This is a genomic window from Bacillus sp. LM 4-2 (genome assembly GCF_000978495.1).
GTDB classification, from domain to species: domain Bacteria; phylum Bacillota; class Bacilli; order Bacillales; family Bacillaceae; genus Bacillus; species Bacillus subtilis.
This window is the reverse complement of the sequence record NZ_CP011101.1, coordinates 2,377,556-2,403,313: the sequence shown is the minus strand read 5'-3', so window position 1 is coordinate 2,403,313 and position 25,758 is coordinate 2,377,556. Positions and strand designations below refer to the sequence as shown.

Annotated in this window: 36 protein-coding genes and 1 riboswitch; of the genes, 28 read left to right on the top strand and 8 right to left on the bottom strand. The window is 42.9% G+C overall.

All coding sequences use genetic code 11. The annotated features are described in order from the left end of the window. Positions 1-8: 8 nt before the first annotated feature. The 6 genes from comGC (at position 9) to bslm_RS11870 (ending at position 2,092) form a co-directional block, all read left to right on the top strand. Complete coding sequence (comGC, locus tag bslm_RS11895; RefSeq protein WP_014477332.1) at positions 9-305, top strand: comG operon protein ComGC; 297 nt, start codon at positions 9-11, stop codon at positions 303-305. Then, a complete protein-coding gene (gene comGD / locus bslm_RS11890) occupies positions 295-726 on the top strand; it encodes a comG operon protein ComGD (protein WP_046381179.1) in 432 nt (143 codons plus the stop codon). Before comGC ends, comGD begins: the two co-directional genes overlap by 11 nt. Next, positions 710-1,057 carry a ComG operon protein 5 gene (gene comGE / locus bslm_RS11885; protein ID WP_046381178.1) on the top strand — a complete coding sequence of 116 codons (348 nt, stop codon included), beginning with the start codon at positions 710-712 and terminating at the stop codon, positions 1,055-1,057. Before comGD ends, comGE begins: the two co-directional genes overlap by 17 nt. Before the next feature lie 25 nt (positions 1,058-1,082). Beyond that, on the top strand, positions 1,083-1,466 hold the full coding sequence (comGF, locus tag bslm_RS11880; protein ID WP_046160582.1) for a competence type IV pilus minor pilin ComGF: 384 nt from the start codon (positions 1,083-1,085) through the stop codon (positions 1,464-1,466). Next, entirely contained in the window at positions 1,467-1,841 is a 375-nt protein-coding gene (comGG, locus tag bslm_RS11875; protein WP_014480253.1) for a competence type IV pilus minor pilin ComGG, read from the top strand. Positions 1,842-1,912: 71 nt separating this feature from the next. Continuing rightward, positions 1,913-2,092 (top strand): YqzE family protein, encoded by a 180-nt coding sequence (locus bslm_RS11870; RefSeq protein ID WP_029726723.1) that lies wholly within the window; start codon positions 1,913-1,915, stop codon positions 2,090-2,092. 41 nt (positions 2,093-2,133) lie between these two features. Here bslm_RS11870 and bslm_RS11865 read toward each other — a convergent pair whose 3' ends face one another. Then, positions 2,134-2,460: a YqzG/YhdC family protein gene (locus bslm_RS11865; RefSeq protein WP_003246051.1), complete on the bottom strand. Its 327-nt coding sequence runs from the start codon at positions 2,458-2,460 to the stop codon at positions 2,134-2,136. A gap of 271 nt (positions 2,461-2,731) precedes the next feature. Here bslm_RS11865 and tapA point away from each other — a divergent pair, with 271 nt between their 5' ends. From tapA to tasA, 3 genes are all read left to right on the top strand, one after another. Further along, entirely contained in the window at positions 2,732-3,493 is a 762-nt protein-coding gene (tapA, locus tag bslm_RS11860) for an amyloid fiber anchoring/assembly protein TapA (protein WP_003230180.1), read from the top strand. Then, complete coding sequence (gene sipW / locus bslm_RS11855; protein ID WP_003230181.1) at positions 3,477-4,049, top strand: signal peptidase I SipW; 573 nt, start codon at positions 3,477-3,479, stop codon at positions 4,047-4,049. The genes tapA and sipW overlap by 17 nt, the downstream gene beginning before the upstream one ends. A gap of 63 nt (positions 4,050-4,112) precedes the next feature. Next, complete coding sequence (gene tasA / locus bslm_RS11850) at positions 4,113-4,898, top strand: biofilm matrix protein TasA (RefSeq protein ID WP_014664586.1); 786 nt, start codon at positions 4,113-4,115, stop codon at positions 4,896-4,898. A 92-nt stretch (positions 4,899-4,990) separates the two neighbouring features. Here tasA and sinR read toward each other — a convergent pair whose 3' ends face one another. The 4 genes from sinR to bslm_RS11830 form a co-directional block, all read right to left on the bottom strand. Beyond that, positions 4,991-5,326, bottom strand: a complete 336-nt coding sequence (gene sinR, locus bslm_RS11845; protein WP_003226345.1) for a transcriptional regulator SinR — start codon at positions 5,324-5,326, stop codon at positions 4,991-4,993. A 33-nt stretch (positions 5,327-5,359) separates the two neighbouring features. Next, the gene (gene sinI, locus bslm_RS11840; RefSeq protein ID WP_003230187.1) at positions 5,360-5,533 is read right to left on the bottom strand and encodes an anti-repressor SinI; all 174 of its coding nucleotides are present in this window, start codon (positions 5,531-5,533) and stop codon (positions 5,360-5,362) included. A gap of 182 nt (positions 5,534-5,715) precedes the next feature. Further along, complete coding sequence (locus bslm_RS11835; protein ID WP_003230200.1) at positions 5,716-6,510, bottom strand: YqhG family protein; 795 nt, start codon at positions 6,508-6,510, stop codon at positions 5,716-5,718. Between the two features lie 20 nt (positions 6,511-6,530). Next, entirely contained in the window at positions 6,531-8,204 is a 1,674-nt protein-coding gene (locus bslm_RS11830) for a DEAD/DEAH box helicase (protein ID WP_003230203.1), read from the bottom strand. 168 nt (positions 8,205-8,372) lie between these two features. Beyond that, positions 8,373-8,474, top strand: a riboswitch (glycine riboswitch). A gap of 171 nt (positions 8,475-8,645) precedes the next feature. Between bslm_RS11830 and gcvT the strand changes: the two genes are divergently transcribed. From gcvT to gcvPB, 3 genes are read left to right on the top strand one after another with little or no spacing between them, the layout of a single operon-like run. Next, on the top strand, positions 8,646-9,734 hold the full coding sequence (gene gcvT, locus bslm_RS11825; RefSeq protein ID WP_003230205.1) for a glycine cleavage system aminomethyltransferase GcvT: 1,089 nt from the start codon (positions 8,646-8,648) through the stop codon (positions 9,732-9,734). 29 nt (positions 9,735-9,763) lie between these two features. Then, on the top strand, positions 9,764-11,110 hold the full coding sequence (gene gcvPA, locus bslm_RS11820) for an aminomethyl-transferring glycine dehydrogenase subunit GcvPA (RefSeq protein WP_003230207.1): 1,347 nt from the start codon (positions 9,764-9,766) through the stop codon (positions 11,108-11,110). Continuing rightward, complete coding sequence (gene gcvPB, locus bslm_RS11815) at positions 11,103-12,569, top strand: aminomethyl-transferring glycine dehydrogenase subunit GcvPB (protein WP_003230209.1); 1,467 nt, start codon at positions 11,103-11,105, stop codon at positions 12,567-12,569. The genes gcvPA and gcvPB overlap by 8 nt, the downstream gene beginning before the upstream one ends. A 34-nt stretch (positions 12,570-12,603) precedes the next feature. Here the strand turns inward: gcvPB and bslm_RS11810 are convergent, their stop codons facing one another. Beyond that, positions 12,604-12,984 carry a rhodanese-like domain-containing protein gene (locus bslm_RS11810; protein WP_004398485.1) on the bottom strand — a complete coding sequence of 127 codons (381 nt, stop codon included), beginning with the start codon at positions 12,982-12,984 and terminating at the stop codon, positions 12,604-12,606. Positions 12,985-13,174: 190 nt separating this feature from the next. On the opposite strand from bslm_RS11810, the gene lipM reads away from it, so the two are divergent. The 3 genes from lipM to bslm_RS11795 all read left to right on the top strand — a co-directional run bounded on the left by lipM (position 13,175) and on the right by bslm_RS11795 (position 15,540). Beyond that, positions 13,175-14,011 carry an octanoyltransferase LipM gene (gene lipM / locus bslm_RS11805; RefSeq protein ID WP_004398586.1) on the top strand — a complete coding sequence of 279 codons (837 nt, stop codon included), beginning with the start codon at positions 13,175-13,177 and terminating at the stop codon, positions 14,009-14,011. A gap of 99 nt (positions 14,012-14,110) precedes the next feature. After that, entirely contained in the window at positions 14,111-14,539 is a 429-nt protein-coding gene (gene mntR / locus bslm_RS11800; RefSeq protein WP_003236923.1) for a transcriptional regulator MntR, read from the top strand. 125 nt (positions 14,540-14,664) lie between these two features. Next, on the top strand, positions 14,665-15,540 hold the full coding sequence (locus bslm_RS11795) for a patatin-like phospholipase family protein (RefSeq protein WP_003230220.1): 876 nt from the start codon (positions 14,665-14,667) through the stop codon (positions 15,538-15,540). On the opposite strand, the gene bslm_RS11790 is transcribed toward bslm_RS11795, so the two are convergent. Both bslm_RS11790 and bslm_RS11785 read right to left on the bottom strand, forming a co-directional pair. Then, the gene (locus bslm_RS11790) at positions 15,537-15,932 is read right to left on the bottom strand and encodes an SA1362 family protein (protein ID WP_003226367.1); all 396 of its coding nucleotides are present in this window, start codon (positions 15,930-15,932) and stop codon (positions 15,537-15,539) included. The genes bslm_RS11795 and bslm_RS11790 overlap by 4 nt on opposite strands. 39 nt (positions 15,933-15,971) lie before the next feature. After that, a complete protein-coding gene (locus bslm_RS11785; RefSeq protein ID WP_046381177.1) occupies positions 15,972-16,928 on the bottom strand; it encodes a DUF1385 domain-containing protein in 957 nt (318 codons plus the stop codon). Between the two features lie 226 nt (positions 16,929-17,154). Here bslm_RS11785 and bslm_RS11780 point away from each other — a divergent pair, with 226 nt between their 5' ends. The 13 genes from bslm_RS11780 to spoIIIAH all read left to right on the top strand — a co-directional run bounded on the left by bslm_RS11780 (position 17,155) and on the right by spoIIIAH (position 25,627). Continuing rightward, positions 17,155-17,691: a YqhR family membrane protein gene (locus tag bslm_RS11780; protein ID WP_003230222.1), complete on the top strand. Its 537-nt coding sequence runs from the start codon at positions 17,155-17,157 to the stop codon at positions 17,689-17,691. Between the two features lie 86 nt (positions 17,692-17,777). After that, positions 17,778-18,224 carry a type II 3-dehydroquinate dehydratase gene (gene aroQ, locus bslm_RS11775; protein WP_003230223.1) on the top strand — a complete coding sequence of 149 codons (447 nt, stop codon included), beginning with the start codon at positions 17,778-17,780 and terminating at the stop codon, positions 18,222-18,224. Beyond that, positions 18,221-19,282 carry an aminopeptidase PapA gene (gene papA / locus bslm_RS11770; RefSeq protein ID WP_046381176.1) on the top strand — a complete coding sequence of 354 codons (1,062 nt, stop codon included), beginning with the start codon at positions 18,221-18,223 and terminating at the stop codon, positions 19,280-19,282. Before aroQ ends, papA begins: the two co-directional genes overlap by 4 nt. 24 nt (positions 19,283-19,306) lie before the next feature. After that, a complete protein-coding gene (efp, locus tag bslm_RS11765) occupies positions 19,307-19,864 on the top strand; it encodes an elongation factor P (protein ID WP_003226377.1) in 558 nt (185 codons plus the stop codon). 145 nt (positions 19,865-20,009) lie between these two features. Continuing rightward, positions 20,010-20,291, top strand: a complete 282-nt coding sequence (locus bslm_RS11760) for a YqhV family protein (protein ID WP_004398639.1) — start codon at positions 20,010-20,012, stop codon at positions 20,289-20,291. Between the two features lie 75 nt (positions 20,292-20,366). Beyond that, positions 20,367-21,290, top strand: a complete 924-nt coding sequence (gene spoIIIAA / locus bslm_RS11755) for a stage III sporulation protein AA (protein WP_043857806.1) — start codon at positions 20,367-20,369, stop codon at positions 21,288-21,290. After that, the gene (spoIIIAB, locus tag bslm_RS11750) at positions 21,284-21,799 is read left to right on the top strand and encodes a stage III sporulation protein SpoIIIAB (protein WP_014477309.1); all 516 of its coding nucleotides are present in this window, start codon (positions 21,284-21,286) and stop codon (positions 21,797-21,799) included. The genes spoIIIAA and spoIIIAB overlap by 7 nt, the downstream gene beginning before the upstream one ends. 22 nt (positions 21,800-21,821) lie before the next feature. Further along, positions 21,822-22,028, top strand: coding sequence for a stage III sporulation protein AC (gene spoIIIAC, locus bslm_RS11745; protein WP_003153142.1), 207 nt, complete (start codon positions 21,822-21,824; stop codon positions 22,026-22,028). A 6-nt stretch (positions 22,029-22,034) separates the two neighbouring features. Next, a complete protein-coding gene (gene spoIIIAD, locus bslm_RS11740) occupies positions 22,035-22,436 on the top strand; it encodes a stage III sporulation protein AD (RefSeq protein WP_003230228.1) in 402 nt (133 codons plus the stop codon). An 18-nt stretch (positions 22,437-22,454) separates the two neighbouring features. After that, positions 22,455-23,654: a stage III sporulation protein AE gene (gene spoIIIAE, locus bslm_RS11735; RefSeq protein WP_003230230.1), complete on the top strand. Its 1,200-nt coding sequence runs from the start codon at positions 22,455-22,457 to the stop codon at positions 23,652-23,654. A 13-nt stretch (positions 23,655-23,667) separates the two neighbouring features. Continuing rightward, the gene (spoIIIAF, locus tag bslm_RS11730) at positions 23,668-24,288 is read left to right on the top strand and encodes a stage III sporulation protein AF (protein ID WP_015251730.1); all 621 of its coding nucleotides are present in this window, start codon (positions 23,668-23,670) and stop codon (positions 24,286-24,288) included. Next, complete coding sequence (spoIIIAG, locus tag bslm_RS11725) at positions 24,281-24,970, top strand: stage III sporulation protein AG (RefSeq protein WP_014477307.1); 690 nt, start codon at positions 24,281-24,283, stop codon at positions 24,968-24,970. Before spoIIIAF ends, spoIIIAG begins: the two co-directional genes overlap by 8 nt. Further along, entirely contained in the window at positions 24,971-25,627 is a 657-nt protein-coding gene (gene spoIIIAH, locus bslm_RS11720) for a stage III sporulation ratchet engulfment protein SpoIIIAH (protein WP_003230250.1), read from the top strand. It abuts the gene before it with no gap. Positions 25,628-25,758 lie beyond the last annotated feature (131 nt).

Here is a 25,758-nt window from a genome sequence, read left to right as displayed (position 1 = left end):
AGAGGCTGATGAATGAGAAAGGATTTACACTTGTTGAAATGTTAATCGTGCTCTTTATTATTTCGATCTTGCTTTTAATTACGATACCGAACGTCACGAAACATAATCAAACCATTCAAAAAAAGGGCTGTGAAGGCCTACAAAACATGGTTAAGGCACAAATGACTGCCTTTGAGCTTGATCATGAAGGACAAACTCCGAGCCTTGCCGATTTACAGTCAGAGGGCTATGTGAAAAAGGATGCTGTCTGTCCAAATGGTAAGCACATTATCATCACCGGCGGAGAAGTTAAGGTTGAACATTAAATTAAACGAGGAGAAGGGGTTTACCCTTTTAGAAAGTTTGCTTGTGTTAAGCCTTGCCTCTATCCTCCTGATTGCCGTCTTCACCACACTTCCTCCTGCTTATGACAATACAGCTGTCCGACAGGCAGCAAGGCAGCTGAAAAATGATATGATGCTCACACAGCAGACTGCTATTTCCCGTCAACAAAGAACAAAAATTCTCTTTCATAAAAAAGAATATCAATTAGTCATTGGTGATACGGTTATTGAACGTCCGTATGCAACGGGACTTTCTATAGAACTGCTGACATTAAAAGACCGTTTGGAATTTAATGAGAAAGGGCACCCGAATGCAGGCGGAAAAATACGAGTAAAAGGTCATGCCGTTTATGACATAACAGTTTATCTAGGGAGCGGGAGAGTCAATGTGGAGAGAAAATAAAGGTTTTTCTACAATAGAAACAATGTCTGCGCTAAGCCTGTGGCTGTTTGTGCTGCTGACAGTCGTCCCCTTGTGGGACAAGCTAATAGCTGATGAAAAAATGGCGGAATCACGAGAAATCGGCTATCAGATGATGAATGAGAGCATTAGCAAATATGTCATGAGTGGTGAAGGAGCCGCGTCAAAAACAATTACAAAGAACAATCATATCTATGCAATGAAGTGGGAGGAGGAGGGCGAATATCAAAACGTATGTATCAAAGCCACAGCTTATAAAGAGAAATCATATTGCCTCAGCATCCTGCAGACAGAATGGCTACACGCTTCTTAACGTATTATTTTCGCTCTCAGTCTTTTTGCTCATATCAGGATCGTTAGCTGCGATTTTCCATCTGTTTTTGTCTCGACAGCAGGAACATGACGGTTTCACACAGCAAGAATGGATGATTTCGATAGAACAGATGATGAATGAATGCAAGGAGTCACAGGCAGTTAAGACAGCCGAGCATGGGAGCGTGTTAATCTGCACCAATCTTTCCGGACAAGACATCCGTTTTGACATTTATCAATCAATGATAAGAAAAAGAGTGGATGGTAAAGGGCATGTTCCGATTTTAGATCATATTACTGCCATGAAAGCTGATATTGAAAATGGTGTTGTTTTGCTGAAAATTGAGAGTGAGGACCAAAAAGTGTATCAAACTGCTTTTCCAGTCTATTCGTATTTAGGAGGGGGGTGAATGTATCGTACAAGAGGGTTTATTTATCCAGCTGTTCTTTTTGTGTCAGCGCTTGTGCTGTTAATCGTGAACTTTGCTGCTGCTCAATATATTTCACGCTGCATGTTTGAAAAGGAAACAAAAGAGTTATACATAGGAGAGAATTTGCTTCAAAATGGGGTGCTTCTTTCGATTCGGCATGTTCTAGAGGAACGGAAAGGCCAGGAGGGTACGCAGCAATTTCCATATGGACGGGTTTCTTATTACATTCATGATACATCGATAAAAGAACAAAAAGAAATCAACTTAAGAGTGTCAACGGAGTCGGGAACAGAAAGAACTGCACAGATCGTATTTGATCAAAAACAGAAAAAACTGCTGAGATGGACAGAATAAAACAGTGTAAAGGGTATAAAAAAAGTCATGTGAGACAACACTTCATAATAATTGAATGATGAGGTGATCACGTGAAAACGAATGATTATGTTAAATATATGACGCAGCAATTTGTCAAATATATAGATACTCCGAGAGATGAGCGAAAAGAACGAAAAGAGGTGCGGAAAGAAACAAAAACGCCTGTTTCCCAGCAGTTGTTCGGTATTTTACCCTATGGCTTCAGACTTTGGCTGAAACGGAAAAAATAACCGCAAATAAACGAATAAGGTCCTTCAAAAAATGTAGGACCTTATTGATATTCTTCTAATATGGCGATTTTATTGACCTTTTGGCTATAAGGATCAAATGAAATCGTCACAAAAACGCCGAATTCTTTTGACCCTTCCCTCAGAGTTAAATGGTATTGCTTCACTGCTTCATCTTTTCTTTTACGGTCCCATACTTTTTGTTTGAACAGTACCTGTGCAAGCGGGTACCTTTTTTTTGCTTCTTTTACAGCAATCTCTTCCCATTTGGACATGTGGCGGGCGGTTACAAGCGGTGTTTCTTCTGCGTGAGCGGCTGTGGTGCCAAAGACGAGAAGAGATAGACAAATCACACATTGTTTGATCATCATGCTGTCACCCTTTCTTTGTTTATTATTACCAAATAATAATGGGATATGCATTTAAATTCTCACATAACAATCCCAAAAATTTCAAAAAAATTGAAAAAATGAGCAATACTGAGCAAGACTTTGTAATATGATGAAAACATTCTTTTAAACGAACGAAATGAGCGATTTCGGTGTTTTTAAATCTATAAATCGTTGATTATACTCTATTTGTGAAGTTCTTTAAAGAGAACGATTGTCATATCAAGTTACAGTGTTTTACAGGAGGTAAGATATGTTTCGATTGTTTCACAATCAGCAAAAGGCGAAGACGAAACTGAAAGTTCTGCTTATCTTTCAGCTTTCAGTCATTTTCAGTCTGACTGCCGCAATATGCTTACAATTTTCCGATGATACAAGCGCTGCTTTTCATGATATTGAAACATTTGATGTCTCACTTCAAACGTGTAAAGACTTTCAGCATACAGATAAAAACTGCCATTATGATAAACGCTGGGATCAAAGTGATTTGCACATATCAGATCAAACGGATACGAAAGGCACTGTATGCTCACCTTTCGCCTTATTTGCTGTGCTCGAAAATACAGGTGAGAAACTTAAGAAATCAAAGTGGAAGTGGGAGCTTCATAAGCTTGAAAATGCCCGCAAACCGTTAAAGGATGGGAACGTGATCGAAAAAGGATTTGTCACCAATCAAATTGGCGATTCACTTTATAAAATTGAGACGAAGAAAAAAATGAAACCCGGCATTTATGCATTTAAAGTATATAAACCGGCAGGCTACCCGGCAAACGGCAGTACATTTGAGTGGTCGGAGCCTATGACGCTTGCAAAATGCGATGAAAAACCGACAGTCCCTAAAAAAGAAACAAAGTCGGACGTCAAAAAGGAGAATGAAACAACACAAAAGGATATACAGGAAAAAACAATGAAAGAAGAAACATCTCAAGAAGCTGTAACCAAAGAAAATGAAACTCAATCAGACCAGAAGGAAAGCGGGGAAGAGGATGAAAAAAGCAATGAAGCTGATCAGTAATATTTTATACGTGATCATCTTTACTCTTATTATTGTGCTGACACTTGTCGTGATTTCAACACGTTCATCCGGGGGAGAGCCGGCGGTGTTTGGGTATACGCTGAAATCAGTTCTGTCAGGTTCGATGGAGCCGGAGTTCAATACAGGTTCCTTAATATTGGTAAAAGAAATCGCTGATGTGAAAGAGCTTCAAAAAGGTGACGTTATTACATTTATGCAGGATGCAAATACGGCTGTCACCCACAGAATTGTTGACATAACAAAGCAAGGAGACCATTTGTTATTTAAAACAAAAGGTGATAATAATGCAGCAGCTGATTCAGCGCCTGTATCGGACGAAAATGTTCGCGCACAATACACAGGTTTTCAGCTTCCATATGCAGGCTATATGCTTCATTTTGCCAGCCAGCCGATTGGAACGGCTGTATTATTGATTGTTCCCGGCGTGATGCTGTTAGTGTACGCTTTTGTGACGATCAGCAGCGCCATTAGAGAAATTGAAAGAAAGACAAAAGCCTTGGAAACAGATACAAAGGACAGCACCATGTCTACTTAACTTCAGTTGTAAACCTGGCAACAGGTTTCGATATAAAATCATTCAATAAAAGGGGAGTTTACCATGGGTATGAAAAAGAAATTGAGTTTAGGAGTTGCTTCTGCAGCACTAGGATTAGCTTTAGTTGGAGGAGGAACATGGGCAGCATTTAACGACATTAAATCAAAGGATGCTACTTTTGCATCAGGTACGCTTGATTTATCTGCTAAAGAGAATTCAGCGAGTGTGAACTTATCAAATCTAAAGCCGGGAGATAAGTTGACAAAGGATTTCCAATTTGAAAATAACGGATCACTTGCGATCAAAGAAGTTTTAATGGCGCTTAATTATGGAGATTTTAAAGCAAACGGCGGCAGCAATACATCTCCAGAAGATTTCCTCAGCCAGTTTGAAGTGACATTGTTGACAGTTGGAAAAGAGGGCGGCAATGGTTACCCGAAAAACATTATTTTAGATGATGCGAACCTTAAAGACTTGTATTTGATGTCTGCTAAAAATGATGCAGCGGCTGCTGAAAAAATCAAAAAACAAATAGACCCTAAATTCTTACATGCAAGCGGTAAAGTCAATGTAGCAACAATTGACGGTAAAACCGCTCCTGAATATGATGGTGTTCCAAAAACACCAACTGACTTCGATCAGGTTCAAATGGAAATCCAATTCAAAGATGATAAAACAAAAGATGAAAACGGGCTTATGGTTCAAAATAAATATCAAGGCAACTCCATTAAGCTTCAATTCTCGTTCGAAGCTACACAGTGGAACGGCTTGACAATCAAAAAGGACCATACTGATAAAGACGGTTATGTGAAAGAAAATGAAAAAGCGCACAGCGAGGATAAAAATTAATAACAGCAATAAAAAGAGACGGCCCAGTATTCATATACTGGGCCGTCTCGATGGTTATTGACAAAAGAGGAGTTAGTGCCTCTGCTCAGGCACTACTCCTCTTTTTGGGATTTTCTCCATTTTTGATAATCTAAAAATTCACGAAATTGTTTTTTCGATACCCCGGATGTCATCGCATCGCGAACCAATTTCTCCCATTCACTATCTAATTGACCATCGTATTCGGTTTCATGTTTCTCATCGAGCAAAGTATGAACCGAGACGTCCAGAACAGCGGAGACTTTTTCGAGAAATTGAATGGAGGGGTTCGTTTGTAGATTTCGTTCTATTGAGCTTAAATAAGACTTCGCTACCCCAGCTTTTTCAGCTAGTTCTGATAGTGAGTAGCCTTTTTCTTTACGGTATTGTTTAATACGCTGGCCAATCAATGTCATCACCTTCCTTGTGATATTATAGCACATTCAGAAAGGATTTACGGTATGACTTCTGGCTGCCGGACCAGGATGAGCAGACTTTTTGTTTAAAAGTAAATATTTTCGTATTTCTTCCGGGCTGATATTTGCCTCTTTGGCTTCCACCATTAATTCAACCCATTCTTGATCCAATTCAAAGTGCTCTTGTTTTGCATTCTTCATGCAGTTTCTCCTCCTAAAATACTTGTTTATGTATTTCAGCCAGTCCGGCCATGACTTATTGTATGCTTCATTAGTCTCTGGAAGTCATTTGCCATTAAATCACCAGAATTTTTTTCCAATATACCTTTATTATAATCGTATTTTCTCAAAAAAAACGAGAATGATGTCGAATAGTAAAAAAGTTAGCTTGAAATATTATTTTGCAGATAAAACAATCCGCCATTTTCAATTTCAACTGATATCTTTGGTTGATACAAGGTTTTCAGCGCCTGTTTTTCTAGATGGTATTCTTCTGGTTTTTCTTCTATATGCTCGTAAAACTTATCAAGCAATGTCATATCATTCTTCCACCTGTTAACCGCCTGTTCCGCCCAGTCGGACGGCTCCTGCATAGCGGATTTGGAAATATAGTTTTCCATACGCTTAAGTCCGCTTTCTGGTTTGATCATAGGTGAAATGGTGAAGCAATAGTCACATATTTGAGACGTCAGTGAAAACTGGGTCAGCTTGCTTTGAAAATCTTCAATTATCGTTCCAGAGACTAGGTGAAGACCTAGTGACAATAACTTATCCTTTTTCATGTCGGACTGGTATGAAATCGTGACATTTATACCAAGCCAAGGCTGAAGTGGGACTTTAGCTCCGGCTGATTCAATTTTCTCATACATTCTGGTAAATCTCCCATTTTGTTTAACAGCTTTAAATATTTGAAAAAGACGCGGGGCCCCAAAATATATAAATTCACCATCTAGGTCTTTTGGCGCATTTTCTTTATCTGTAATAAAAGTGATTTTCATTGGATTCGGATCACCGCCTGTCTTCTCGCGCCAATGCCAGTAGAAAGGGCGGTTCATGATTTGTTTGTCCATTTCAACTGTAAGCTGCACTGTCATATAGCCTAAGCCTTGATCGACGATTTGGCAGCTGTTTGCTTGAAAAAAACGCAGCAGAAAATCGTGAACCTCTTGCTGTCTCACTAATAAAACCTCCTTACAGGCTAAGATCCTCTTTTTTCAGCAGGCTGCTGTTTTTTATAAGACAAAAATGAGGTTAAGTTATCCATTTTTATTTTCATTTCTTCTTCTGTTGCTGAGTGATACAAAATGTCATGCAGATGCTCTTCAAAATTGTTCACTTGAATTTTCGTTAAAATATCATCAAGTTCACCGACCACTTTTTCAAACAAATGAATTTTTTCATATAAAAGCTTTAGAATATGCTCTTCCACCGTATGTTTTGTCGCCATGTTATAAATATGCACGTCACGCTCCTGCCCGAGTCTGTGAATTCTTCCGATTCTTTGCTCAAGCCGCATCGGATTCCATGGCAGGTCATAGTTGATCATGTGATTGCAAAATTGCAGGTTAATTCCCTCACCGCCTGCTTCAGTTGCAATAAGGACTTGGATTTTTCCGCGGAAAAGATCCTTCATCCAGTCTTTTTTTCCACGTTTAAATCCGCCTCTAAACGGCACAGAACTGATGCCGTTTTGCTGAAGAAACCACTGCAAATAAATCTGGGTTGCCCGGTATTCTGTAAAAATGATGACCTTATCGTCAATCTTTTTGATTAAATCAACGACTTGAAGCGCTTTAGAATTTTGTGTCACTTGATTGATGCGATCTATTAAAACTGAAATCGTATCCTCATCAATGGCAGGTGCTTGTTTCTCTTTTTGATCAAGCATCTTTTTCAGCGTCATATACACCGCTTCTCTGCTCGAACAGCATTCTCTTTGCAAGGTCATAATCGAGAACATGCTGGCTGGTTTATTGATACTTTCCTTCAAGCGAGAAATTTCATCATAAAGCGCCTGCTCTGATGGAGAAAATTGAATCGGCACTGTTTCAACATGGCGCTGTTTCCAATTCAGCCCTGTATCATGCCGCCTGTTACGGATCATGACTTTATTCACAAGATCTTTTAAATGTTCATGCGCTTCTAAACTGGATTTCTTCTTGGCGAACTCCTCCTGAAAGTGATTCTGACTGCCTAAATGGCCGGGTTTTAATAAGGACACCAAATTGAAAATCTCTTCGATACGGTTCTGGATTGGCGTCGCGGTAAGAAGCAGGCAATATTTTTTTACGAGATTCCGGACAAATTCATAGTTCTTCGTTTTGCTATTTTTCAGTTTGTGTGCCTCATCAATAATGACAAGATCATATGGGATAGACAGAACGATTTCTCGATGGGGCGAGCGCTTCGCGGTGTCTATTGATGAGACGACAATATCGCATTGCTCCCACACATAGCTTTTCTTTTGTTCAACAGCCGGAATCAAAAATTTTTCCTGAAGCTCTTTGACCCACTGTGACACAAGGGAAGCGGGCACAAGGATCAAAATTTTTTTTGCTAATCCGCGAATCATATATTCTTTTAGAATCAGTCCAGCTTCAACCGTTTTTCCGAGACCAACCTCATCTGCTAAAATCGCTTTCCCGTTCATTTTTTCAACCACTTTTTGCGCCACTTCAAGCTGGTGGGGGAGCGGCGTAAAGGAAGGCAGATATAAAGGAGCCCGTAAGCCTTCAAAATCTGGAATTGCTAATGTTTTCTGGATTTCTGCAGAGAGCTTGTACAGTTCCCAGTTTGCCCAAGGGCCATCGTTTTTCAGTCTTTCAGCAAATTCTTCAGGCCATTTTGCATCGTAGATCATTTCTGTATTCATTGCTTTGAAACCGCCTTTCTTATTCTTCGATTCTTAAGATGAATAATATAAGAAAAATCTGCCCAAATTGCTGTTGCCCAGCATATAGTGATGATGGTAGGATATGAGTATGTATTTGATGTAAGATATTGCTATAGTATGTCCATAACAGCATGAAAATATGAGCGAATGACAGCAAGGGGAGAGACCTGACCGAAAACCTCGGGATACAGGCGCCGAAGGAGCAAACTGCGGAGTGAATCTCTCAGGCAAAAGAACTCTTGCTCGACGCAACTCTGGAGAGTGTTTGTGCGGATGCGCAAACCACCAAAGGGGACGTCTTTGCGTATGCAAAGTAAACTTTCAGGTGCCAGGACAGAGAACCTTCATTTTACATGAGGTGTTTCTCTGTCCTTTTTTGTATGTTTTTTAGCTGCGCCGTTGATAAAGGGGAGGAATTAGATGCTGAACAGAACGCCGTTATTTGACCTGTATAAGGAATATGGAGGAAAAACGATTGATTTCGGAGGCTGGGAGCTTCCTGTTCAATTTTCTTCTATAAAAAAAGAACACGAGGCTGTCCGAACTGCAGCCGGTTTGTTTGATGTATCTCATATGGGAGAAGTCGAAGTGTCAGGAAACGACAGTCTGTCTTTTTTGCAAAGATTGATGACAAATGATGTTTCCGCATTAACGCCAGGCCGTGCTCAATATACAGCGATGTGTTACCCGGATGGCGGAACCGTCGATGATTTGCTTATCTATCAAAAAGGAGAGAACCGCTATCTGCTTGTCATTAATGCTTCTAATATAGATAAAGACTTGGCTTGGATGAAAGAACATGCAGCAGGTGATGTACAGATTGACAATCAGTCAGACCAAATCGCGCTCTTGGCTGTACAGGGACCGAAAGCAGAAGCGGTCTTGAAAAATCTGACAGATGCGGATGTGTCTGCATTAAAGCCGTTTGCGTTTATTGATGAAGCCGATATCAGCGGCCGCAAAGCACTTATTTCACGCACTGGCTATACGGGAGAAGACGGGTATGAAATTTACTGCCGCAGTGATGATGCTATGCATATTTGGGAAAAAATCATCGATGCAGGGGATGCATACGGATTGATTCCATGCGGTCTCGGTGCACGTGATACACTCCGGTTTGAAGCGAAGCTCCCGCTCTACGGTCAGGAGCTGACCCGGGATATTACACCGATTGAAGCAGGTATAGGCTTTGCTGTAAAGCACAAAAAGGAGTCTGACTTTTTTGGTAAGTCAGTATTGAGTGAACAAAAAGAAAACGGAGCGAAGCGCAAACTTGTCGGTCTCGAAATGATTGAAAAAGGGATACCGCGGCACGGATATGAGGTTTTCCAAAATGGCAAGTCTGTCGGAAAGGTGACAACCGGCACGCAGTCACCGACATTAGGAAAAAACGTCGGCCTTGCCTTAATTGATTCGGAAACGAGTGAGATCGGGACTGTTGTAGATGTAGAGATACGCAAAAAATTAGTGAAAGCAAAGGTTGTCAAAACACCATTTTATAAACGCTAATATTTTTTCTTGGAGAGAGGAGACAACACATGAAGCACCGTTATTTGCCCGCAACAGAAAAGGATAAACAGGAGATGCTTGCTACTATCGGCGTAAGCAGCATCGATGATTTATTTGCTGATATACCGGAAAACGTCAAATATAAAAAAGAGCATCAAATCAAAAAAGCGAAATCAGAGACAGAATTAACAAGAGAACTGACAAAGCTGGCCTCTAAAAATCGTGATACCGTACAATACGCTTCTTTCTTAGGAGCGGGTGTATATGACCACTATCAGCCTGTCATTGTGGATCATGTCATTTCGCGCTCTGAGTTTTATACCGCATATACGCCTTATCAGCCAGAGATTTCACAAGGAGAGCTCCAGGCTATTTTTGAATTCCAAACGATGATCTGTGAACTGACAGGCATGGATATCGCCAACTCCTCGATGTATGACGGCGGAACAGCCTTGGCAGAAGCAGCAATGCTTGCTTCAGGCCACACGAAAAAGAAAAAAATTGTTGTGTCAAAAACCGTGCATCCTGAATCGCGAGAGGTGCTGAAAACTTACGCAAAAGGTCAGTATATTGATGTTGTTGAAGTACCCGCTGCGGATGGCGTTACGGATCTTGATGCATTGCGCCAAACCGTTTGCGAGAACACAGCCGCAGTGATCGTTCAGTACCCGAATTTTTTCGGCAGGATCGAGCCGCTAAAGGATATTGAGCCTATCGCTCATCAAGGGAAATCCATGTTTATTGTTTCAGCCAACCCGCTGGCGCTAGGTCTTCTCACTCCGCCGGGCAAGTTTCAGTCTGATATCGTCGTCGGTGATGCGCAGCCTTTCGGCATTCCTTCAGCATACGGCGGCCCGCATTGCGGCTTTTTTGCCGTTACTAAAAAATTAATGAGAAAGGTGCCGGGCCGTCTCGTCGGACAAACGGAAGACGAAAACGGAAAAAGAGGCTTTGTGCTTACCCTGCAAGCCAGGGAGCAGCATATCCGCCGGGATAAAGCAACATCAAATATATGCTCGAACCAAGCTTTAAATGCGCTGGCAGCATCAGTGGCCATGACTGCTCTCGGAAAAAACGGCGTAAAAGATATAGCCCGCCAAAATCTCTTAAAAGCCAACTATGCAAAGCAAGAAGCAAAAAAAGCAGGCCTTACTGTTATGTTTGACGGGCCGATGTTTAATGAATTTGTCATCAAACTGGATGAGCCGGTGAGAGCTGTGAACAAGCGTTTGCTGGCAAAAGGCATGATTGGCGGATATGATCTTGGGTTGACGTATCCAGAGCTGGACTGCCATATGCTGATTGCTGTAACAGAGCTGAGAACAAAAGAAGAAATTGACGCACTCATTCAGGAATTGGGGGATCGCCATGAGTAATCAGGACCAGGCACTTATTTTTGAACTTTCAAGAGAAGGCCGAATCGGCTATAGTCTGCCGGAGCTCGATGTACCGGAAATCGAATTGGGGGACCTCTTGTCAGACACCTATATTCGTGACGAAGACGCAGCGCTGCCGGAGGTTTCAGAGCTGGACATCATGCGCCATTATACAGCGCTGTCCAAACGCAATCACGGGGTGGATTCCGGTTTTTATCCTCTCGGTTCTTGCACGATGAAATATAATCCGAAAATCAATGAAAAAATCGCACGTATTCCTGGTTTTGCTGCGATTCATCCTCTTCAGGATGAAGACACGGTGCAAGGCGCATTAGAGCTTTTATATGATTTAAGCAAACACCTTGAAGAAATAACGGGAATGGATGAGGTTACGCTTCAGCCTGCTGCCGGAGCGCACGGCGAATGGACGGGGCTGATGATGATCCGTGCCTATCATGAAGCTCGCGGGGATTTCAAGCGGACGAAGGTCATTGTCCCTGATTCCGCGCATGGGACGAATCCTGCATCAGCAACAGTAGCAGGCTTTGAAACCGTTACGGTGAAATCGAATGAAAAAGGGCTTGTTGATTTAGAGGATTTAAAAAGAGCAGTGAATGAAGAAACTGCAGCTCTTATGCTGACGAATCCGAACACGCTCGGCTTGTTTGAGGAGCAGATTACAGAGATGGCGGAAATTGTACACCAAGCGGGGGGGAAACTGTATTATGACGGCGCTAATTTAAATGCCGTTTTAAGCAAGGCGAGACCTGGTGATATGGGATTTGACGTGGTGCACCTCAACCTGCATAAAACATTCACAGGCCCTCATGGCGGCGGAGGCCCCGGCTCAGGCCCTGTCGGCGTAAAACAAGATCTGATTCCTTATTTGCCAAAGCCAGTTTTAGTCAAAAAAGAAGGGCGCTTTACGTTTGATTATGACCGCCCTCATGCGATCGGCCGTGTGAAGCCGTATTACGGCAACTTTGGCATTAATGTGAGAGCGTATACGTATATTCGCTCCATGGGGCCTGACGGATTAAAGGCTGTTACTGAGAACGCAGTGTTAAACGCCAATTATATGATGAGAAAACTCGCGCCTTATTACGATCTTCCGTTTGACCGCCATTGCAAGCATGAATTTGTATTATCAGGGAAGCGGCAGAAAAAGCTGGGAGTGCGTACGCTTGATATTGCAAAACGGCTCCTTGATTTCGGCTATCATCCGCCGACGATTTATTTCCCGCTTAATGTTGAAGAATGCATCATGATCGAGCCGACAGAGACCGAATCAAAGGAAACACTGGACGCGTTTATTGATGCTATGATTCAAATCGCAAAAGAAGCGGAGGAGAATCCGGAGCTTGTTCAGGAGGCCCCGCATACAACGATTGTAAAAAGAATGGATGAAACAAAAGCGGCGAGACACCCAGTGCTCAGATACGAGGCGGAAGAAAGATAAATAAAAACAGCTGTCTACCAGACAGCTGTTTGCTTTATTTCTTCGCTTTAATCTTTCCGCCCCATTTTTTAAAGCCGCCTTTTAGGTTGTAAATCTCAGTGCAGCCGTTTTTGCGCAGGGTTTGTGCCGCGCGTCCGCTGCGGACACTGTTTTGGCAGTACAGGTAAACAGGCTTGTCCGTACGGATCTCATTTTTTCTCTGTTTCAGCTGGGAAAGCGGGATGTTGCGGGCGCCTAAAATATGTCCGCCCTCAAACTCATTTGGCTCACGAACATCAATAAGCTGCGCTTTGCGGTAACCCGCGCGGAATTCTTCTTCGGTAAGTGTTTTCATAATTCGCTGCTGATAGACATATGAAGCAATCATATAGATGATAAATGCAGCAAAAATAATCAAAACGATCATATTAGACAATGTGATTCTACTCCTTTAGCATATAAAATCAAAACCCTGCTTCATAAAACAAGGTCATAGAGCCGTTTTCGACAAATACTATTATAGTAAAGCACAGCGTGATTGTCATCTATAATGGAACTAAAATATTTTTCATTTTCCCGACAGTTTGATAAACTGATTCTATTAAAACGGTAAGGAAGGTCTTAAAATGCAAAAAGAAACTTGGCGGTTTATAGACTCAGGCAATGCAAGTCCTGCATTCAATATGGCGCTTGATGAAGCGCTTTTATATTGGCACAGCGAAAAGAAAATCCCCCCGGTTATCCGTTTTTACGGCTGGAATCCGGCGACACTTTCTGTAGGGTATTTTCAAAATATTAAAAAGGAAATCAATTTTGAAGCAGTACATAAATATAATCTCGGATTCGTCAGACGCCCGACCGGCGGGAGAGGTGTGCTGCACGATCAGGAACTGACATACAGCGTAATTGTTTCGGAAGAGCACCCCGAGATGCCGGCGACTGTTACTGAGGCTTACCGGGTTATTTCAGAAGGCATACTTCAAGGCTTTAGAAATCTCGGTCTGGACGCTTACTTTGCCATCCCGAGAACTGAAAAAGAAAAAGAAAGCTTAAAAAATCCGCGGTCATCTGTTTGTTTTGACGCGCCTTCGTGGTATGAACTAGTGGTTGAGGGGCGCAAGGTGGCGGGAAGCGCGCAAACGAGACAAAAAGGTGTGATTCTTCAGCATGGCTCCATTCTTCTTGATTTAGATGAGGACAAGCTGTTCGATCTGTTCTTATATCCAAGTGAAAGAGTAAGAGAGCGGATGCAGCGCAATTTCAAAAATAAAGCGGTTGCCATTAATGAACTCATCGAAAAGCGGGTGACGATGGATGAGGCTCGTAAAGCCTTTAAAGAAGGATTTGAAACAGGTCTTAACATTCATTTGGAGCCATATGAACTTTCTCAGGAAGAGCTTGATTTTGTTCATCACTTGGCTGAAACAAAGTACGCTTCAGATGAATGGAATTATAAGCGGTAAACAGGGCTTTTGACCCGCGGAGCATCCTTGTTTTTTCAAGTTCATTAGTGTAAACTTGTAATGGTTTATAAAGTTAAGGTGCTTTTTGGGAGGGTTTCGATGACAACACCAAGTATGGAAGATTATATTGAACAGATTTATATGCTGATTGAAGAAAAAGGATATGCACGAGTTTCCGATATCGCGGAAGCATTGGCAGTCCATCCCTCCTCTGTAACAAAAATGGTTCAAAAACTAGATAAAGACGAATATTTAATTTATGAAAAATATCGCGGTCTCGTGTTAACGTCTAAAGGGAAAAAAATAGGCAAACGGCTGGTATACAGACATGAATTGCTTGAGCAGTTTTTAAGAATCATTGGTGTTGATGAAGAGAAAATATATAACGATGTCGAAGGAATCGAACATCATTTAAGCTGGAACAGTATTGATCGCATCGGGGATCTTGTTCAATATTTTGAAGAAGATGATGCCCGTAAAAAAGATCTGAAATCAATCCAAAAGAAAACAGAACATCATAATCAGTAAAAAGGCGGTCTCGAAGGAGGCCGTCTTTTTTGATACGCTGACGCCACCCGTCATTCGTTGGTCTATTTCTTCGCGTGTTTTCTTAAAATGGTAATAAACGATCGGATGGAGGGGGAGGGAATGAGATGTATATTGACGGTGTGTTTTCCGGCGGAGGAGTAAAAGGCATTGCGCTCGCAGGCGCTTATGAAGTGCTTGAGGAAAAAGGCTTCCGCTTTAAAAGAGTTGCGGGTACAAGCGCCGGCGCCATTATTGCCGCTTTCATTGCGTCAGGTTACACCAGTAAGGAAATCCACGCTTTAATTGAAGAAGTGGACGGAGAGAAATTGCTGGATCAGAGGTACTCATTTCTCCCCTTAAAGATGCTCCAGTGGGTGTCCATCTACTGGCGTCTTGGCTTATACAAAGGCGATACGATAGAAAAATGGATTGCTGATCTGTTAAGAGCGAAAGGCATAAGGGTTTTCGGCGATTTGCAGAAAGGGTCTCTGCGCCTTATTGCTTCTGATCTGACAAACGGCACCATGATTGTTTTGCCGGACGATTTGGCCCGTTACGGGTTAAATCCAGATATGTTCCCGGTTGCCAGAGCGGTCAGAATGAGCTGCAGCATTCCGTATTTCTTTGAACCGATAAAATTAAAAACGGACACAGGCACCGCCACGGTTGTCGACGGAGGCGTGTTAAGCAATTTTCCAATCTGGCTGTTTTCAAAGGAAAGAAAGCGCCCTGTGATCGGTGTCACGCTTGCGCCGCGTGAAAGAGAGCGTCCGAAAAAAAATATCCGCAACGCTTTTGAACTGTTCGGCGCCCTGTTTGAAACGATGAAGGATGCTCATGACGCAAGGCACATTGCGTCACGCTATGAACAAAATATCATTTTTCTCCCTGTTGATGACGTAATGGCCACTGATTTTCATTTAACACAACAAAAAAAACTAGCCCTGATTGAGCTAGGTAAAAGACGGACAGAGCTGTTTTTAAAGCAGTGGACCTATTAAAAAAGCGCTCTGTTTTTCTTTTTATTTTTTTTCCCTTCTATAACAGTCAGCTGAGTCTGGCTTTTTTTCTTGAGAATCATCGGCTTAGGCTTGCTGGCGCTCGGAACGCTTCGCAGGTGGCTGACACGTCCCTTATGTCCGGCGCGGTGTTTTGCTTTTTGTTCTTTCATCCGGCGCCGTGATTGTTTCGCCGCTTTTTTGAAGGCTGCTCCTTCGCTGCCCGCATTTCGATTCATTACATATTTCACAATAAAATAAATAATGATACCTGCCACGATGACGGTTACCGCCATTTTTGCCATTTCTCCGGGATTGGTTACCAGCACATAGAGGAAACCGAACGCTCCCAGCGCAATTAATACAGCAATAATAGGTTGTACACGATGATTCATAACTGTCCACCTCCGAAAGTAATAGCAGGGCAACGGATTTTAGATGACGTTGTGAGAAGGCTTCCGATTTTGCTCAGACAATGCTTCGAGTCTGAGAAGTTCGTTAAAGCTTTCGATGGCAACTTCAACCTGTTCATCCTTAGGTTCCTTTGTGGTTAACAGCTGAAGCCAAAGTCCCGGGTACCCAAGTAATTTCAGACCGGGAATGTCACGCACTTTGTTTGTCAGCTGCAGAACTTCAAAGGATATACCAAGCACGACCGGTATCAGTGCGACACGATCTATAACACGCAGCCAAAGCGGATCTGTCGGAACGAGTAAATAAACAAACATGCCGACAATAATCGTAAATAAAATAAAGCTTGATCCGCAGCGGTAATGAAGCCGAGATTGGTTTTGGACATTCTCCACAGTAATTGGCAAATTCTGTTCATAACAGTTTATGACTTTATGTTCGGCTCCATGATATTGAAACACTCTTTTAATAAGCGGTGTCATGGACAAAAAATAGATGTAACCGAGCAGCAAAATCAACTTAAACAGGCTTTCAATCGCGATTTGCGCTGTGTTCGAGGAAAAAATCGGCCTTGTCAGTTCCGCTAAGAAAACTGGAACCAATGTAAATACGAATTTACTGAACAAAAATGATAGGACGCCTATAACTGCGAGGCTGAGATACATAGACAGCCCAGAGGATTTTTTTTCTTCCTGCTCAAGTGTCTCGTCTTCAGATGGATCGAGCCCGTAACGTTCGCTTGAAAAATTCAAATGCTTTGTGCCGTTTGCACTCGCTTCGATAATGGCCGCGATCCCCCGTAAAAACGGTATCTTTTTCACGATGTTCAGTTTCGGGTTGTGTTTGCGTGGAAGCTTAAAAAAGTCAATGCTTCCATCCGTTCTTCTGATGGCTGTAACGTAATGATGCTTTCCGCCAAACATAACGCCTTCCACAACAGCCTGCCCGCCGTAAGCGGGCGGAACTTTATGTTTTGACATATTATCAACCTGCCTATTTCTTTAGGATTGCTAACCATTTCCTTTCACTCTATTGTACAGGAAACAGCGCTAAACCTCTAGATTGACAGGCTGAAAAAATTGCCATAGCCTTGCTTTTTCTACATGCATTATACCCGTTATTTTCAAATTTTACTCGCAGCTGCCAAAAAGTGTGAGCTTTTTTATTGACATTTCATTTTTTGGGCACACTTTAACTGGAGGTGCCATGATGACAAGCGAAAAAGATACAGAACAAAATGAAGAATTGAATGAGAAGCAAAAGCCGCCTGTTTCAATGGCCGGCAGGGTGGCGGCAACAGGTTTTTGCGGAGGCGTACTTTGGAGTTTCGTTGCTTATATCGCATATTTGTTTCATTTTTCCGAAATCAGCCCGAATATGATATTGCAGCCGTTTGTACTCGGAGAGTGGAAAAAACATGGGCTGGGAACGGTAATCAGCATCATTTTGATTGGAGTAATTTCAATTGGCGCAGCATTTCTTTATTTTCTTCTATTGAAACGTTTAAAAACAATGTGGCCGGGTATTTTATACGGCTTGGTGCTTTGGCTGCTCGTGTTTTTTGTTTTTAATCCGATTTTTCCAGATGTGCGCACGGTGACCGAACTGACATCAGATACAATTATTACGACCATTTGCATTTATTTGCTTTACGGGCTGTTTGTCGGGTATTCTATTTCATTTGAATACAATGAGCTGAATTCGGAAAAGCTTGCACGTGCGCTGGGAATGCATAGAGAATAGTGTATAATCCTTTTCCAGTATGATAAAATGTTCACGAGAAGTGAACATTTTTTACATGAGAAACCCTCGCGAAAAGGAGAGATTGTGTGCCTCATTTTTTGATTTTGAACGGACCGAATGTTAACCGGCTTGGGAGTCGTGAGCCTGAAGTATTCGGCCGCCAGACACTGACCGATATTGAAACAGATCTTTTTCAGTTTGCTGAAGCCTTACATATCCAGCTCACTTTCTTCCAGTCTAATCACGAAGGTGATTTGATAGATGCGATACATGAGGCTGAGGAGCAATACAGCGGGATTGTTCTGAACCCCGGCGCCCTGAGTCATTACAGCTATGCGATCAGGGATGCTGTTTCAAGCATCAGTCTTCCTGTGGTAGAGGTGCATTTATCAAACTTATACGCCAGGGAAGAATTCAGGCATCAGTCGGTTATCGCTCCTGTTGCGAAAGGGCAGATTGTCGGTCTTGGAGCTGAAGGCTACAAGCTTGCTGTTCGCTACTTATTAAGCCAGCAAGGGGGAGAATCAAGATGAAGCTAGAGAAATTAAGAAACCTGTTTGGACAGCTGGGAATTGACGGCATGCTGATTACAAGCAACACTAATGTACGCTATATGACAGGGTTTACAGGTTCGGCGGGTTTGGCTGTTATATCGGGTGACAAAGCAGCGTTTATTACGGATTTTCGTTATACTGAGCAGGCGAAGGTTCAGGTAAAGGGTTTTGAGATCATTGAACATGGCGGCAGCTTGATTCAGACCACTGCCGACACTGTTGAATCGTTTGGCATCAAGCGTCTCGGCTTTGAACAGAACAGCATGACATATGGCGCTTACGCTTCATACAGCGCCGTTATCAGTGATGCCGAATTAGTGCCTGTGGCTGAATCCGTGGAAAAGTTGCGCTTGATTAAGTCTAGTGAAGAGATTAAGATATTAGAGGAAGCTGCGAAGATTGCAGATGATGCCTTCAGACATATCTTGACGTTTATGAAACCCGGCATTTCTGAAATCGCTGTTGCCAATGAGCTGGAGTTTTATATGAGAAGCCAGGGAGCAGACAGCTCTTCTTTTGATATGATTGTCGCCTCAGGCCTTCGTTCAAGCCTTCCGCACGGTGTGGCCAGTGACAAACTGATTGAAAGCGGAGACCTTGTTACGCTTGATTTTGGCGCTTATTATAAAGGATATTGTTCTGATATTACCCGGACGGTCGCTGTAGGTCAGCCCAGTGATCAATTGAAGGAGATCTATCAGGTTGTATTTGATGCTCAGGCGCTTGGCGTCGCACATATTAAGCCGGGAATGACAGGAAAAGAGGCTGACGCCCTCACAAGGGATCATATTGCTGCAAAAGGCTACGGTGACTATTTCGGCCATTCAACCGGGCACGGGCTCGGCATGGAAGTTCATGAATCGCCGGGATTATCCGTCAGATCTTCAGCTATCCTTGAACCGGGTATGGTGGTCACAGTGGAGCCGGGCATTTACATACCAGAAACAGGCGGTGTCCGCATTGAAGATGACATCGTGATTACAGAAAACGGCAACCGGACAATCACCCATTCCCCAAAAGAACTTATTATTTTGTGATTGGAATATAGGAGGACATTAAACATGATTTCAGTTAACGATTTCCGTACAGGATTAACAATTGAAGTAGATGGCGGCATTTGGCGCGTCGTTGACTTCCAGCACGTAAAACCTGGAAAAGGTGCGGCATTTGTCCGCTCTAAACTCCGCAACCTTCGCACTGGCGCCATTCAGGAAAAAACATTCCGCGCTGGTGAAAAAGTAGCGAAAGCGCAAATCGAAACCAAAACAATGCAATATCTATATGCAAACGGAGATCAGCACGTATTTATGGATACTTCTTCTTATGAGCAGCTTGAACTGAGCGCAACTCAAATCGAAGAAGAATTAAAATACCTGCTAGAAAACATGTCTGTGCATATCATGATGTACCAGGATGAAACACTTGGTATCGAACTTCCAAACACAGTTGAGCTGAAAGTTGTTGAAACTGAACCTGGTATTAAAGGTGATACAGCGTCAGGCGGTACAAAACCTGCGAAAACTGAAACCGGGCTTGTTGTAAACGTGCCGTTCTTTGTGAATGAAGGCGACACACTTGTTGTCAATACATCAGACGGTTCTTACGTTTCAAGAGCATAGAAAGAAAAAAAGAAGTCTGTTCCCAAATGGGAGCAGGCTTTTTTTTGTGCCCAAAAACAGAATCTTTCTTTTATACGAAAATGACAAGACTACTTCAGCAAGCTAGAGCATATCATATAAAAAAATGGGAGGTTGGGAGAGTGCTATGAAATTTTTACTTGGAAATATCAATTCTACTGTTTTAACAATGGCAGGATTACGAGTTTTATCCTCTATGATTGAGCTGACGGCAGCAATTGTCATGCTTGTGACCAACGATGTCCGGAAGGCGGTTGTGGTTAACAGCATTCTCGCTATTGTCGGTCCGTTGATTTTTATCATTACGATGACTGTCGGAATCTACCAAATTGCCGGGCAGCTTTCGTATGCAAAGCTGATTCTGATTTTTACGGGTGTTGTTTTGATTTTGGCGGGTGTTCATAAATAAAGAGAGGCTTGTCATAAAGTCTGCCTCACATCATACATTTTAAAGAAGCCAATCGGTAGAAAGGAGGAGGCTCTGTTGAATGAAATCGCTGAGGTTCTCCCCGAATCCATGAAAAACGCCCTTTCTGAAATACCGGAACAACAATGGCTGGAAATCGAAGAAGTCAGAATTCGGATCAACCGCCCTGTTGAATTGATTCGAAGAGGACAACCTGTTTATTTGTCCTATGCGGGCACGGCAGAGGATGCCCATCTGATCCTGAGCCGGCTTAGCAACTATAGTATGTATACTCTTGAAGAAGAGCTGAAGAAAGGGTATGTCACGATCAGAGGCGGCCACAGAGTCGGACTGGCGGGCAGAGTCATTACGGAAAACGGAGGTGTGAAAGGCCTCCGTGACATCGCATCTTTTAATATACGAATTGCCCGGCAAAAGCTGGGGATTGCGGAGCCGCTGCTTCCATACTTATATCAAGACAGCTGGCTGAATACGCTGATTATCGGACCGCCCCAAACCGGCAAAACAACACTTCTCCGGGACCTTGCGAGGCTCTCAAGCACCGGCAAAAAACCCATGCTGCCCGTTAAGACAGGAATCGTCGATGAACGGTCAGAAATTGCCGGATGTCTTCGCGGCATTCCGCAACATCAATTTGGTCAGAGAATTGACGTGTTAGACGCCTGTCCAAAAGCTGAAGGGCTGATGATGATGATTCGATCCATGAGCCCTGAGGTGATGATTGTCGATGAAATCGGGCGTATGGAAGATACAGATGCACTTCTGGAGGCACTGCATGCAGGTGTTTCAGTAATTGTATCGGCGCATGGCTGGAGCATATCCGACCTGATGAAGCGGCCTTCATTGAAGCGTTTGTGGGAAGAAAGAGCCTTTGACCGCTATTTGGAATTATCAAGAGCAAAAGGGCCGGGCACAGTGAGCCAAATTTATGACAAAGACGGAAATGTGCTGTCTAGGACGACGGGCGTGAAAACATGCTGAAGCTGCTGGGCGCTGTATTTATTGTGGTAGCGACAACATGGACAGGTTTTGAGATGGCGAAGATTTATACAGAACGGCCGCGGCAAATCCGCCAGCTGCGTGCGGCGCTTCAATCCCTCGAGGCTGAAATCATGTACGGCCATACACCGCTTCATACTGCTTCACAGCAGATTGCCAAACAGCTCGCACAGCCTGTTTCAGCTCTTTTTTCCGCATTCAGTGATCAGCTGGACAAGGGAAGTGATTCCGCGAAAACGGCGTGGGAGCAAAGCTTAAAGAAGGTATGGGATACCCTGTCTTTGAAAAAAAGCGAATACGAAGTGCTGAAGCAGTTTGGCGAGACGCTCGGGATTCATGATCGAATCTCTCAGCAAAAGCACATCAAGCTGGCGCTGACACATTTGGAAGCCTCTGAAGCGGATGCTGAGCAGGCGCAAGCGAAAAATGAAAAGATGATAAAAAGTTTGGGCTTTTTAGCGGGCTTGTTACTCATTCTTCTATTGATGTAAACGTGAGGGGAGCAAAAATAAAATGGGAGTAGACGTGAATGTCATATTTCAAATTGCCGGAGTGGGAATCGTGGTCGCTTTTTTACACACGATATTGGATCAGATGGGCAAGAAAGAATACGCTCAGTGGGTGACGCTGTTAGGTTTTATCTATATTTTATTTATGGTCGCCACGATTGTAGATGACCTATTTAAAAAGATAAAAGCTGTGTTTTTATTCCAAGGATAGGGGGGCTTGCAGATTGACATTGTTCAAATTGTAGGTTTAGGGCTGATCGCCACCTTCCTTTCTTTAATTGTAAAAGAACAAAAGCCGACTTTTGCGTTTTTAATCGTCGTTTTTGCCGGATGTGCCATTTTTCTTTATTTGGTAGACCAAATTTACGACATTATTCGAATGATAGAAAAAATTGCGATTAATGCAAATGTCAACATGGTCTATGTTGAAACCATTTTAAAGATTATCGGAATCGCCTATATTGCTGAATTCGGGGCACAGCTCACAAAAGATGCCGGTCAAGGAGCCATCGCCTCGAAAATAGAATTGGCGGGGAAAATTTTAATACTCGTAATGGCTGTGCCTATTTTAACCGTCATTATCGAAACGATTCTCGGACTTATACCTTCTATGTCATAACCGAAAGGAGGCGGTAGATTGAAGCGCTTTCAATGGGTTTTGCTTTTGGCCGTGCTGATCATAGCAGGCCGTGCAGAAATTGTACAAGCAGCTGGTAATGCAGAACAAACGGAAGACCATGCTGAAACAGCTGAGCAATTAGCGGAAAGGACAGCAGCCTCGCTTGAAACAGATAAGATCGGGGAATTTTGGAATGACATTATGACAGAATACGGCGGACTGCTGCCGGAAAGCCAAAAAGGCAGCTTAATGGAGTTTATCAATGGCGATAAATCATTCTCACCGCAAGAATGGCTGAAAGCTCTCTTTTCTTATTTGTTTCATGAAGTGCTTGCCAACGGAAAGCTGCTGGGCACATTGATTTTGCTCACGATTTTTTGCGTCATTCTGCAGCTTCTGCAAAATGCTTTTCAGCAAAGCACCGTCAGTAAGGTCGCTTACTCAATTGTGTACATGGTGCTGATTATCCTTGCGCTTAATAGCTTTCATGTGGCAATTAACTATGCAACTGAGGCGATTCAAACGATGACCAGCTTTATCCTTGCGCTCATTCCGCTCCTCTTGGCGCTTTTGGCTTCCTCAGGCGGAGCTGTATCTGCTGCCTTCTTTCATCCTGTTATCCTCTTCCTGATGAACACGAGCGGTCTCTTGATTCAGAATATCGTCATGCCGCTGATTTTTTTATCAGCGATTCTGAGCATTGTCAGCACGATGACTGAACAATACAAAGTAACGCAGCTGGCTAACCTGCTCAGAAATATCGCCATCGGAGCACTGGCTGTTTTTCTTACCATCTTTCTCGGCGTCATCTCTGTTCAGGGAGCCTCAGCTGCAGTGACAGACGGCATTACGCTCAGGACGGCTAAATTTATAACCGGAAATTTTATTCCTGTGCTTGGCCGAATGTTTACAGACGCAACAGATACAGTAATCAGCGCCTCTTTACTGCTGAAAAATACGGTAGGGATTCTCGGTGTCGCTATTTTGATCTGTATCGCGGCATTTCCGGCAATCAAAGTGCTTTCCCTCGCTTTTATTTATAAGCTGGCAGCCGCGATTCTTCAGCCACTAGGAGGAGGGCCCGTCATCACCTGCCTCGACGTCATCAGCAAAAGCGTCATTTATATTTTTGCAGCTCTGGCCATTGTGTCTCTCATGTTTTTTTTAAGCCTTACTGTCATAATCACAGCCGGAAACCTCACGATGATGATGAAATGAAGGAGGCAGGCGAATGAGTTTTTTAACGGAATGGCTTACCACCATCGTGTTGTTTATCCTATTTGCAATTGTGATTGATATGCTGCTGCCGAGCTCCAGCATGCAAAAGTACGCAAAAATGGTAGTCAGCCTGCTCTTGATTGTCGTCATGCTTACGCCGATTTTTAAACTTTTCAAGACAGACCCCGAAATCATCTTTGAATATCTCACAAAAAACGGGCAGTCAGAGTCTGCCGACATAAAAAATCAAATCAATTCAAAAAAAATAGAAATACAAGCTTCCCAGCGCGCATATATTCTAGAAGAAATGGCTGTCCAACTAAAAAAGAAAGCGGAGGAGAGATTCAGTCATGATGAATATAAAGTAGGCCGCATCAAACTCACGGCAGGAGAAAAGGTAGATTCAGAAGAGGATATTAAAACAATCAGCGTGTATATGGCCCCGTCTTCTGAAAAAACGGTCCAAACGGTCGCGCCGGTCCACATTGATACAGATCATGCATACGTAACGAAAGAAGCAGCCGAACAAAAAGAAGCCAAACAGATAAAAACGCAGCTCGCGGACATTTGGGAAATCGGAAGTGAGAAAATTACGGTTCATATGGAAGGCGGGGAGAGTGTCGGCAATGAATAAAAACGGATTATGGAATGTATTGAAAAAGCAGTTTCTTCCGGGACAAACGAAGGACGGCGAAAAGCCGAAGCTGACCAAATATCATTACTTTCTATTCGTTTTTGTTCTCGGAGTTTCCTTTATGCTTGTCAGCCAGCTGTTTTCTTCACCTGAGAAAACAGAAAACGCCAAAACGATAACGGCCGTATCATCACAACATTCCGCAGACAGCAAAGAGAAAACAGCTGAAGTGTTTAAAGCCTCAAAATCTGATAAACCTAAAGACTCGATCGATGACTATGAAAAAGAATACGAAAATCAGCTGAAAGAAATTCTTGAAACAATCATTGGTGTGGACGATGTCTCGGTTGTCGTGAATGTAGATGCAACGTCGCTGAAAGTATACGAAAAAAACAAATCAAACAAAAATACAACCACTGAAGAAACTGACAAAGAAGGCGGAACAAGAAGCGTTACAGACCAAACATCGGAGGAAGAAATCGTCATGATCAAAAACGGCGATAAAGAAACACCTGTCGTCGTCCAAACGAAAAAACCTGATATACGCGGTGTACTCGTTGTTGCTCAAGGAGTGGACAACGTTCAAATAAAACAAACCATTATCGAAGCGGTGACACGGGTCCTGGATGTTCCAAGCCACCGGGTTGCGGTTGCCCCTAAAAAAATAAAGGAGGATTCATAAATGCTTAAAAAACAAACCGTTTGGCTATTAACAATGCTTAGTCTTGTCGTGGTGTTAAGCGTCTACTATATCATGTCGCCGGAAAGCAAAAACGCCGTGCAGATGCAAAGTGAAAAAAGCGCGTCTGACAGCGGAGAGGTCGCAACTGAAAAAGCGCCTGCCAAGCAAGACACGAAGGAAAAAAGCGGTACAGAAACTGAAAAAGGAAAAGAAGATGGAACAAAGGGAACGAAAGATTCATCAGCAGACAAGGAAACATCCGCTGAAGCCAGTGAAAAAGGAACTGTTGTTACGGAAACAGCCGATGATGATCTGTTTACAACGTACCGTCTTGATTTAGAAGATGCCAGAAGCAAAGAAAGAGAAGAGCTGAATGCCATTGTGTCAAGCGATGATGCAACAGCCAAGGAGAAAAGCGAAGCATACGATAAAATGACGGCTCTCAGTGAAGTGGAAGGAACAGAAAAACAGCTTGAAACGCTGATTAAAACACAAGGTTACGAGGATGCGCTCGTTAATGCTGAAGGAGATAAAATCAATATTACAGTCAAATCAGACAAACACTCCAAATCGAAGGCGACAGCCATTATAGACCTTGTGGCAAAAGAAATCAAAACAATGAAAGATGTCGCTGTCACATTTGAACCATCCAAGTAAGAAAGAGGAAAAAGAAGCCCGCTAAACAAGCGGGCTTTTTGCATTGCTGTCATATTAGAGTTGAATTCAAAAGTCCGCTCCTGTAAGATGAACATAGTATGTACTTTTAGTAGTAACCTATAAAAAAGAAA